Annotated in this window: 7 protein-coding genes; all 7 read left to right on the forward strand. The window is 65.9% G+C overall.

What is annotated here, in order from left to right; genetic code table 11:
• The first annotated feature begins 398 nt into the window (after positions 1–398).
• On the forward strand, positions 399–4,049 hold the full coding sequence (locus tag GXP39_19825) for a hypothetical protein (protein NOZ30283.1): 3,651 nt from the start codon (positions 399–401) through the stop codon (positions 4,047–4,049).
• Positions 3,989–5,305 (forward strand): hypothetical protein, encoded by a 1,317-nt coding sequence (locus GXP39_19830; GenBank protein ID NOZ30284.1) that lies wholly within the window; start codon positions 3,989–3,991, stop codon positions 5,303–5,305. Before GXP39_19825 ends, GXP39_19830 begins: the two co-directional genes overlap by 61 nt.
• Before the next feature lie 400 nt (positions 5,306–5,705).
• The gene (gene hisZ, locus GXP39_19835; GenBank protein NOZ30285.1) at positions 5,706–6,977 is read left to right on the forward strand and encodes an ATP phosphoribosyltransferase regulatory subunit; all 1,272 of its coding nucleotides are present in this window, start codon (positions 5,706–5,708) and stop codon (positions 6,975–6,977) included.
• A complete protein-coding gene (locus GXP39_19840) occupies positions 6,965–7,624 on the forward strand; it encodes an ATP phosphoribosyltransferase (GenBank protein NOZ30286.1) in 660 nt (219 codons plus the stop codon). The genes hisZ and GXP39_19840 overlap by 13 nt, the downstream gene beginning before the upstream one ends.
• A 1-nt stretch (position 7,625) precedes the next feature.
• On the forward strand, positions 7,626–8,987 hold the full coding sequence (gene hisD, locus GXP39_19845; protein NOZ30287.1) for a histidinol dehydrogenase: 1,362 nt from the start codon (positions 7,626–7,628) through the stop codon (positions 8,985–8,987).
• Between the two features lie 141 nt (positions 8,988–9,128).
• A complete protein-coding gene (hisC, locus tag GXP39_19850) occupies positions 9,129–10,253 on the forward strand; it encodes a histidinol-phosphate transaminase (GenBank protein ID NOZ30288.1) in 1,125 nt (374 codons plus the stop codon).
• Between the two features lie 36 nt (positions 10,254–10,289).
• A partial coding sequence (gene hisB / locus GXP39_19855) for an imidazoleglycerol-phosphate dehydratase HisB (GenBank protein ID NOZ30289.1) occupies positions 10,290–10,864 on the forward strand: 575 nt, incomplete at its 3' end.

A 10,864-nucleotide genomic window follows, 5' to 3' on the forward strand; every position in this document is an offset into this window, starting at 1 on the left:
GCGCGGGGGAAGGGCCAAACCCCTCCGGGTTACCCCATGGCGCCATTGAAGTATCGTGGAGCAGGTACGCCGTTGTTATGTAGATGTAGGCACGGGAAAATGATCGGTGTTCCGGTCGAGGACTTCGGGTCGATGGAAAGTCGACCCATCCGCAGCGCTGCCGATCCTCACCTTTGAGCTATGGCTTTGTGTGGAGAGGGACCATCCCTGGTCCAGTGCTGCGTTGTCGGCGGTTATATTGTAGATGTAGAGGGGGCCGGGAAAATTTACGATTTCGTTACACTTTTTTTCATGCCTGATAATGTAGCCCCTCTATCATAACAGCAAACGGCCCAACTTGCAAAGGAGTTGCGTCATCCTTTCGAGGAAGGACTATACGTGGAGACAGGAGCGGGATCATGAACCGTCGTGTCGTTTCCCTTCTTAGCCTGATTTGTTTTGTTCCGATCTTCGTGTTCTCGCTGGCGCCGGTGGGAAGCCACGCTGCCGCCGGCGCCAGCCCCGCCAGGTCCATCGTCGTGGATGTGGACCTGCCCTCGGATAGCACCGGCGTCCCTGAGGGCACCTTAGCCGTGCGCATCTTCGCCCCCGCGTCGGATGACCGGGCCCGTTATGCCGAGGGAGCCCCCGTGGTCATCTTCGTCCCTGGGGGCTCGGACGCGGGCTCCCTGCGCCCCCCGCTGTCGAAGGCCGACGATATGATCCGCATCGTCTTCCTCTTCCCGGGCGGCACCGACCCCGTCGCCGGGCGGAGCAGCGATGGGACCTACGACTATCGTGGCCCGGACAGCATCGCCGCCCTGCGGGACGTCATCCGATACGCTGCCGGTGATCTGACCGACTCTCGAGGCCGCACGATCGATGATGTGGTGCCGATGCCCGTGTTGCATGACAACATCGGCCTGGTGGGGAGCTCCAACGGCGGCAACATCGTCGTCGCCGTGGCCGCGAAGCATGGGGGCGATCTGGCGGGGCACCTGCGCTACATCGTTCAGTGGGAGTCTCCCGTCTCCAGCCAGATCGCCACGGTGGATCTGGGTGGGGTGAGGCTGGACTGTCCGGGCGGGCGTCGGGCGGCCTTGTTCACCGTTAACCCTCGCTATGGGGGATATGGCCCCCTGATGTTAAGCGTGGACTACCGCCAGATCGCTTACGACCCTCGATCGCCTCGTCATCCCGTCTTCCTGGACGGCAATGGCGATGGGCGCTACACCACCGTGGTGGACCCCAGCAACGGCTGTCGCACGCCGGATCTGGACCTGAACGGCACGCTCGAGATGGATGAGGACTTCCCGCTCGCCGGCTACACGGACGGCGTGAAGTGGTACTACTCCCGTCCGGTCACCCAGGCGCTGGTCGATTATGGGGTCTTCCGGGGAGGGTGGCCGACGAACATCGCCACGCTGGCGGAGGTCAGCGCCTTCTGGGATCTGCGAGAGGCGGTGCGCCTTTACTCGGCTGCTCTGACCCATATCCCCGACCTGGAGGGGATGGTGCTGGCCAGCGTGGTCGATCATGTCCAGGCCGCTCCAGATCATCCCCATATCCGGCAGGCCTTTGAGGGATGGGATCGGGCTGGGGCCTGGGTCAAGATCAACCCGGCGCGCCGTTACGTGGTGGCCGTCGATTCCAGCCTCAGCGGCCGCACGGACCTGCCGGATAACGCGGCGAACGTCGCCCCGGCGGATTGGAGCGATACCACCCTGTATGCTTATCCTGATGGGCTGGAGGACGCCTACTTCGCCGCCGCGGTGCATGAGATGGCGGATCGTGCCCGTAGCGCGGGGGCGACGCCCACGCCCACCGCCACGGCGACGCCGACGCCCACGCCGACCCCATCGCCGCCTCCTGCCGCGCCGGTTCGCCGGAGCACGGTTTCTCTGAACGCCCTGCATGGCTGGACGGCCGAAATGGGCAATCACTTGAAGATCTTCGATGTGGCTGTGGATGAGGCCCGCAATCGGATCTATGTGCAGGGCATTCTCACCTCAGGTATCGCCGTGATCGATGGGGAGGCTGATACCCTGGTCGCCAGCCTGGATAGCGGCATGGACGAGACGAGCTCGCACCGGACGTATCTGGCCGTGCATCCCACTCGTGGCATCCTTTACGTCGCCGACTGGCATCAGCGGACCCTGCGGGCGGTGGACCCGCAGTCCGGTGCCATCACCGGCCCGGTCACGCTGCCGGGTGATCCCTTTCAGATGGTGGTGGATGCTGGGGCGGAGCGTCTCTACGTGAGCATGCGGGCGTCGGGCGAGGTGGCCGTGTACGACGCTGAGACGCTGGCTCTGGTGCGCGTGATCGACCTGGGCGCGAACCGGATCGGCGGCATGGTGCTTGATCGTGAGGGGCGTCGCCTCTATGTGGTGGATTCCGACGACCCGGGGGCGGCCCAACGGTCCCGGCTGTACGTCATCGACACGCGCGCCCTGGCCGCGCTGCAACCGATCTCCTTTCGGAATCCGTTCGGCCGGCCCGCCGACTTCGTGGATCGGGATCCGGCGACCGGCCGTTTCTTCGTGACCACGGGGGCGCGACTGTTCATCCTCTCCGCTCGTGGCGCCGTAGAGCGTGCGGTCGTCCTGCCTGAGGGGGCTCGGGAGCCGATCTACTGGGCGGATACGGGGAAGGTCTACGTGCTCTCTCGAGAGGGGATCTCCCCTATTCGTAGCGCCTTGTCCGTAGTGGATGCGAACACCGGCCGCCTGGAGGCAAAGGTGGATCTGGGGACGGGGGGAGCTCAGCATCTGGCGCTGAATCGTCTCACTGGGAAGCTTTACACCCCCGGCATGGAGTACAGCGAGGTGGTCGTGGTGGACGCCCGTACCTATCAGGTTCTAGGCAAGGTGGATGTGGGGAACAGCGTGGAGGACGTCGCCGTGGCTCCCTCGGATGGGACCATCTATCTGGCAAATCGCCTGGGCGGAAGCACGGTGATCGCCTACCGGCCGGACACGGGCGCCTGGAGCGAGTTCGAGGCCGGCGGCTGGCCCACCGCCGTGGATGTGGATCCGGGGCTGAATCGTCTGTACGTGCTCAGCCACTATGACGGCATGGTCTTCGCCTACGATCTCTCCTCGGACCCGCCGAATCCCACCCTGTTGGGCTCCGTGTGGCTGGGGCTGGCTGACACCCGGGATACCATCAGCAACCAGATCGTGGATGCGACCCACCACCGGGTGATCACCACACACCCGGAGCACGACCGCATCGTCATCGTGGACGGGGAGCGTCTGGAGGTGGTGGCCACGATCCGGGATGTGCCCAGCTTTGATGCGAAGGCGGACCTCCATGGTCGGGGGCATCTGCAGCCGGCCGTGGATGAGGGCCTGAACAAGCTGTACGTGCTGTCCGCTCGCGCTCGAAAGGTGGATGTCTTCGACGGGGATCGCGGCTATGCGTACCTGCGCACCATCGATCTGTCCGGCTATTCGTGGAGCTGGGATCGTGATTTCAACGATTTCCTCCTATGGGTCGATAGCGGCCGCCATCGCCTTTATGTGGGGCCGCTGATCATCGACACGCTTACGGACACGTATATCGGCCAGCTCCCCGCCGATGGCGGCCAGGTGGTTGTCGGCCTGGACGCGGCGTCTGATCTCCTGTACACCATCGGCGTGGCATCCGCCTCCTCCGAGCGGCCATCGGCCGGCGCGAGTTGGTCGTCGGTGGATGCCCGGCGGCCCACATGCCAGCCGCGATGCGCGACTTCCGATGAGCAGCCCCGGGTGTTTCGCTTGTACATCCTCGACCGGGACACCTATGCCGTAAAGGATCGGATCGATCTGCGTGCGTTGACGTATGTGCCGCCTTATGTGGCCCTGGACGCGGCGCGCGCCCGTTTCTACGCTGGGTACATGCAAACCGCTGAGGTCGATATCTACACTCTGGGGGGGACGGCTCCGTCCCCCTCGCCTACTCCGACGCCTGGGGCCCCCTGCCGCGTATACCTACCTCAGACGTCCACGGATCCGAGACGCTCGCCGTGGCCCTCGTCATCGGCGATCCCCAGCCGGAGAGCCCGATCCGGCCGCTTCTGGGCGTGAACGCTGGCCCGGTTCCCTCGGGGGCGCCCGGCAACGCCGACCTGACCGCGGCGTATCAGGATATCGGCGTGACGATGGTACGCACCCACGACTTCTACGGCCCCCTGGATATGTCCGTCATCTACCCCGATCGGACGAAGGATCCCTCGGATCCCGGATCCTATCGCTTCATGGAGAGCGATGCCATCTTCCGGGCCATTCTGGAGGGCGGCTTTGAGCCTTATCTGCGCCTGGGCGACTCCTGGAATAACGTTGCCCCGCCATCCACCCCCATGGAGCGAGCCAATTGGGCGCGCGCTGCGGTGGAAGTGGTGCGTCATTACACGGAGGGCAAGTGGGACGGCTTCACCGCCGACGTTCGTTACGTGGAGATATGGAACGAGCCTGATCACCCACGTTTCTGGCCGGCGCCGCGTACCCGGCAGGAGTTCCTCCAGCTCTTCGAGGAGACGGCCAGAGCGTTAAAGGCGGCCTTCCCCGATCTGCAGGTGGGAGGGCCGGGTTTCGCCCCGAGCGGGGCCAAGGTGCCCCGTGGACAGCAGTTTGTCCGCGAGTTCCTGCAGTATATGAGGGACCGTAACGTTCCTATCGATTTCCTCTCCTGGCATATGTATGCCAACAAGCCGCAAGATTTTGCGGAGGCCGCCGCCTTCTATCGTGGCCTCCTGGACGAGATGGGCTATGCCGAGGCGGAGAGTCACATCACCGAATGGAATACGTCGGTGCGTGAGGTGGGAAGACAGGAGGCCGTGGCGTTGCGAGCGGGCGCCAAGGGCGCTGCGCTGATGACGGCGGCCTGGATCGGCCTGCAGGATCAGGGCGTGGACGTCGCCACGTTCTATCGCGGCGGGGATACCGGGCCGGACATGGCCGCAGGGTATGGTCTGTTCTACGCCGATGGGCGTCCCAAGCGGATGGCTCTGGCCTTCTCCCTGTGGTCCGAGATGGCGGATCACCCGGAGCGGCTGGCGGTGCGCGTGGTGCCCGTGGGGGACGCCGAGGTGGGGGATCTTTGGGTGCTCGCCGGGCGGGATGACGAGGGGGAGATCGCCGTGTTGGTCGCCAACCCGGGCGACGCGGCCGTCTCCTGGTGCCTGGCCTTCGCCGATGGCCGGGCGGTGGCGGATGACGCGGTCGCGGTGCGGGAAGTGAGCGATGAAAACGACGCCGTTCGAACGTTTACCCCCATGAGGGGCGCGGCTGTGATCGGGGCTGATGCCGTGCAACTGATCCTCATCGCGGACGATGAGGGATGAGGGAACCGGTCGTGGTCCTCCTAATATGATGTATGTGGATGACATGGGACCCGGAGGGATCCGAGCCTGAGCCGAAGGGGACGAGCGGCTACGGCGGGGGAGTGTGGCTTTGCAGCCGCAAGCGGAGAAGTTGAGCTGCCAGCTGGGGTGGTCTTGGCCGGGATAGCGACGTTTGGGAAGGGGAAGCCACCGTCGGTTGTTTGACAATCCCTCTCCGCTGTGCTACACTCCGGGTGATCCCGTGTGAGGGAGTATCATGCGGCGTTTCTTTGCCTGTGACGCACATCATCATCGGGTTGGGTGAGCGCAACCGATCGTTGACGCTCGGGTTTCGCTCGCCCGGAAAGACTAGTTGATCCAACTAGTCTTTTTTATTTTTTGTGGACAGGAGCTTTTCCTGGTGAGACTGAGCAAACCTGTACGTGGGGAGTTGCCGCCCGGCGTGGCCGACCTGTTCTTCGCGGCCGCGGAACAGAAGCTGGCGTTGGAGAACATCCTGCGGGACGCGTTCTCCCGCTGGGGGTACCGGCCGGTGATCCCCCCTACCTTCGAGTACGCGGACACCCTGGCATCCGAGGCGGGCGTGCGCCTGGCCGAGGAGATGTACCGTTTCTTCGACCGGGACGGGCGGGCCCTGGCGCTGCGTCCGGACCTCACCATCCCTACGGCGCGCATCGTTGGCGTCAAGCTGTTCGATCAACCGTTGCCTCTGCGGTTCCACTATATAGGGAGCGTCTTCCGTTATGAAGAGCCCAGAGCCGGGCAGCGTCGCGAGTTCACTCAGGCGGGCGTGGAGCTGGTGGGCGCGCCTGGCGCTGCGGCGGATGCGGAGGTCATCGCACTGCTGGTGGGGGCGCTGCAGGCCGCAGGATTGACGGATTTCCGCATCACCCTGGGACAGATCGGCTTCTTCCGAGGGCTTCTGGCCGCGTTGTCCTTGTCAGCGGAGGCGGCCGAGCGGTTGCGCGTCGCTGTGGATCGCAGGAGCCAGGCGGAGATGGAGGCGATCCTGGCCGATTTCGACGGCGATGGCCCGGCGCGGGAGGCCATCGCCGTTTTGCCTATGCTGACCGGTGGCCCAGAGGTGCTGGATGAGGCCCGGCGGATTGCTCTGAATCAGGAGATGGCCGCGGCGGTGGCCAACCTGCGCCAGGTGTGGGAGCGGCTGTGCCAGTACGACGTGACGGATCACGTCGTGCTGGATCTGGCGCAGGTACGAGGCATGGCATACTACACGGGCATCCTGTTCGAGGCATTCGCCCCCGGGGTCGGGTTCCCGCTGGCCAGCGGCGGCCGCTACGACGGATTGATCGGCCATTTCGGCCCGGACCAGCCGGCCGTGGGGTTCGCCCTGACCGTGGACCGCCTGCTGACGGCGTTGGATCACCAGACGGAGGCTGAGGCGGCGCCGCCCATCGATGTGATCTTCCAGGATTGCGGCCACATGGAATGCCTGTCGCTGGTGCGACGGGCTCGCTCGCTGGGGGCGCGTGCGGCGCTGGACGTGCTGGGGCGGTCCGTCGATGATCTGGTGGCGTACGCCCGGGGACAGGGGATCCCGCGCGTGGCCCTGTGCGAGGGGCCGGGCCGGGTGCGGTTGGTGACGGATGCTGAGACCCGGATCATCGAGCCGGCTGCCTGGGAAAGCGAGGTGCGCGCATGGATCGGCTGAGGATCGCGCTGCCCAAAGGGCGATTGCTCTCTGCCTCCCTGGACTTCCTGGCCCGAGCGGGGTACGACTTTCGGGAGGGCGTGCAGCGCACCCGGCGCCTGCTCGTGTCGGATGGGACGGGACGGCTGGAGGCCGTGCTGGTCAAACCGAAAGACATCCCGGTCTTCGTGGAGTACGGCGCGGCCGATCTGGGCATCGTAGGCACGGACGTGCTACGGGAGGTGGAGCGGGACGTGTACGAGCCGCTGTTGCTGCCGTTCGGCTATTGTCGCCTGTCCGTGGCGGCCCCGGCCGATCGGCCGGATACCCCGTTGCGGCTGGAACCCAGCCCCCGCGTGGCCACCAGCTATCCCAATCTGACCCATCGCTTCTTCCAGGAACGGGGCGTCTCCCCCGAGATCATCCTGTTGTCCGGTTCCGTCGAGCTGTCGCCGCTGGTGGGGTTGGCGGATCTACTGGTGGACATGGTGGAGACCGGGCGGACGCTGCGGGAGAATGGCCTGGTGGAGCTGCGCACGATCTTGCATAGCCAGGCCGCGCTCATCGCCAATCGGGCGGCCTATGCGTTGAAGAAGGAAGCCATCACTGCGCTGATCGAGGATCTGCGCCGAACTGTAGCCGAGATGAGGTCTGCCGATGACGCCTGATGTGTTGCTTCGGATCTTGGACGATGTGGAGGAGGCGCGACGTACCGTGCTGCGGCGCGTGCTCTGGGCCGATCAGGGGGTCCCGGAGAGCGTGCGCGCGGGCATTCGCCGCTTCTTTGGCGAGGAGTTGACGCCGGATGAGGCGGTGGCGCGCGTGCTGGACGATGTGCGACGCCGCGGGGATGCGGCTGTGCGGGAGTGGACGGCGCGCATCGATGGCGTCGATCTGGAGTCCATCGCCGTGCCGCCCTCGGAGTGGGAGGCCGCGGCTGGGCGTATCGAGCCCGAGCTGCTCGACGCGTTGCGACTGGCGGCCGAGCGGATCGAGGCGTTCCACCAGAAGCAGCCCGTGGGCTCGTGGGTCGATTTCGGGCCGCATGGCGCGCTGGGACAGTTGGTACGCCCGGTAGACGCGGCGGGCTGCTACGTTCCCGGGGGGACGGCTCCCCTGCCGTCGTCCCTGTTGATGTCGGCGATCCCGGCGCGGGTGGCGGGTGTGCCGTGGGTCTCGGTGGCGACCCCGCCGGATCGCACGACGGGACGGGTCCCCGACGTGACCCTGGCCGCCGCTTACGTCGCCGGTGTGAACGCGGTGTACGCCATCGGCGGCGCGCAGGCCATCGCCGCGCTGGCCTTTGGCACGGAGACGGTGCGGCGGGTGGATAAGATCGTAGGGCCGGGCGGGCTGTTCGTCACGCTGGCCAAGCGACAGGTGTACGGCGCGGTGGGCATCGATGGGCTGTACGGCCCCACAGAGACGATGGTGATCGCGGATGAGTCGGCCGACCCGGCGCTGGCCGCGGCGGATCTGCTGGCGCAGGCCGAGCACGACGTCCTGGCGACGGCGATCCTGCTTACGCCGTCCCGCGCGCTGGCCCAGCGCGTGCAAGTCGAGGTGGCCCGGCAGATGGAGTCGCTGAGCCGGGCGGAGATCATCGCGCAGTCGCTGGCAGGGCGTGGCGGCATCGTGATCACCGCCGATCTCCGGCAGGCCGTCGAGTTGGCGAACGAGTACGGCCCCGAGCACCTGTGCCTTTTGGTGCGCGACCCGTGGCGCTGGGCGGGGGAAGTGCGCAACGCGGGCGGCATCTTCCTGGGCGAGGGCTCGTACGAGGTGTTGGGCGATTACGTTGCTGGCCCCAGCCACACCATGCCGACGGAGGGTACGGCCCGGTTCGCGTCGCCGTTGAGCGTGGCCGACTTCGTGAAGCGTATCTCGCTGGTGGCGCTGGACGAGGAGACTGGGAGGACGCTGGGGCAGGTGGCCGCGCGCTTGGCGGACGCTGAGGGACTGACGGCTCACGCGGCGGCTGCGCGGGCGCGCGCGGAGCGTGAAGCGGAGAGCGGGGCGCGTGGAGCGTGAGGCGTAACACGCAATACGCAACACGCAATACGCAACACGCAACGCGTAGTCCGTATTGCGTGTTGCGTAAGGCTTCCGTGCTGCGTCTGCCGTTTTCGTTATCCGGAAGCTGGCGGGAGATCGAGGAGATCGGAGATTCACATGACGAAGGAAATCACCTACATCAAATCGCCAGTGGCGCCGATCGAGGTGGAGCGGCTGGTGCGTCCCCAGGTCGCGTCGTTGGAGCCGTATAAGCCCATTGTCCCCATCGACGTGCTCAGCCGGAGGCTGGGGATCCCTCCGGAGGAGATCGTCAAGCTGGACGCGAACGAGAACCCGTATGGCCCCTCTCCTCGGGTGCTGGAGACGTTGGCGCGCTATCGCTATTATCACATTTACCCGGATCCCGGGCAGCACGCTTTGCGGGCGGCGATCAGCCATTATGTGGACATGCCCGAGGGGATGATCCTGGCCGGGCATGGCGCCGATGAGCTGATCGATCTGGTCCTGCGGGTCTTCGTGGGGCCGGGCGATGGCGTGATCAACTGCCCGCCGACGTTCGGGATGTACGCCTTTGACGGCGCGCTGCAGGGCGGCCGCGTGATCGACGTGCCCCGCAAGGATGATTTCAGCCTGCACGTGGAGGCCATCGAGGCGGCCGTGGAGAAGGAGCGTCCCAAGATCCTCTTCCTCACCTCGCCCAACAACCCGGACGGATCGCTCATGCCCGACGATGTCCTGCGCCGTCTGCTGCGCCTGCCCGTGGTGATCGTGGTGGACGAGGCGTACGCGGAGTTCGCCGGGCACAGCGTGATCCAGTGGGTGCGGGATTACCCGAACCTGATTGTGTTGCGGACGTTCAGCAAGTGGGCTGGGCTGGCCGGGTTGCGGGTCGGCTACGGGGCCTTCCCGGAGAACATCATCCAGCATCTGTGGAAGATCAAGCAGCCGTACAATGTGAACGTGGCGGCGGCGGCCGCGGCGATCGCCAGCCTGGAGGACGCGGATTACCTGCGCGCCAATGTGGCGAAGATCGTGGCCGAGCGAGAGCGTATGGCAAAGAAGCTGGGGCGATTCGATTTCCTGCGGCCGTACCCCAGCCAGGCGAACTTCATCCTGTGTCGGGTGGTCGGGCGGGATGCCCGTGAGCTGCGGGACGCGCTGGAGGCTCGCGGCGTGTTGGTTCGGTATTTCAATAAGCCGGGGGTGGCCGATTGCATCCGCATCAGCGTGGGCCGGCCGGAGCATACGGATCGGTTGGTGGAGGCGTTACGTGTTACGTAATACGTATTACGTAATGGGTAAGGGGAGGGCACGGTAATGAGTCGCGTGGCTCATGTTCGGCGCCAAACAGGGGAAACGGAGATCGAGGTCACGTTAAACGTGGACGGGACGGGCCAGCATCGTGTGCAGACGGGCGTGGGCTTCCTGGATCACCTGCTCAGCCATGTGGCGGTGCATGGGCTGTTCGATCTGGAGGTGACGGCGCGCGGGGATCTGGAGGTGGACGAACATCACACCGTGGAGGATGTGGCTATCGTCCTGGGGCAGGCGCTGGACCAGGCGCTGGGGGATCGGCGCGGCCTGGTGCGCATGGGGCATGCGTATGTGCCCATGGACGAAGCGCTGGCGTTCGTCGCCGTGGACCTCAGCGGGCGGCCGTACGCGGTGATCGAGGCGGAGTGGCACACGCCTGCCATCGGGCGGATGGGCACGTCGCTCATCCCGCATTTCCTGGAGACGCTGGCGGTGCACGGGCGGATGAACCTGCACGCCCGGGTGTTGTATGGCCGGGATGATCACCATCAGGCCGAGGCGCTGTTCAAGGCGCTGGGCCGGGCGCTAGACCAGGCGACGATGCTGGACCCCCGGCGGGGCGAGGTGCCGTCTACGAA

This window comes from Chloroflexota bacterium (assembly GCA_013152435.1).
GTDB lineage: Bacteria > Chloroflexota > Anaerolineae > DUEN01 > DUEN01 > DUEN01.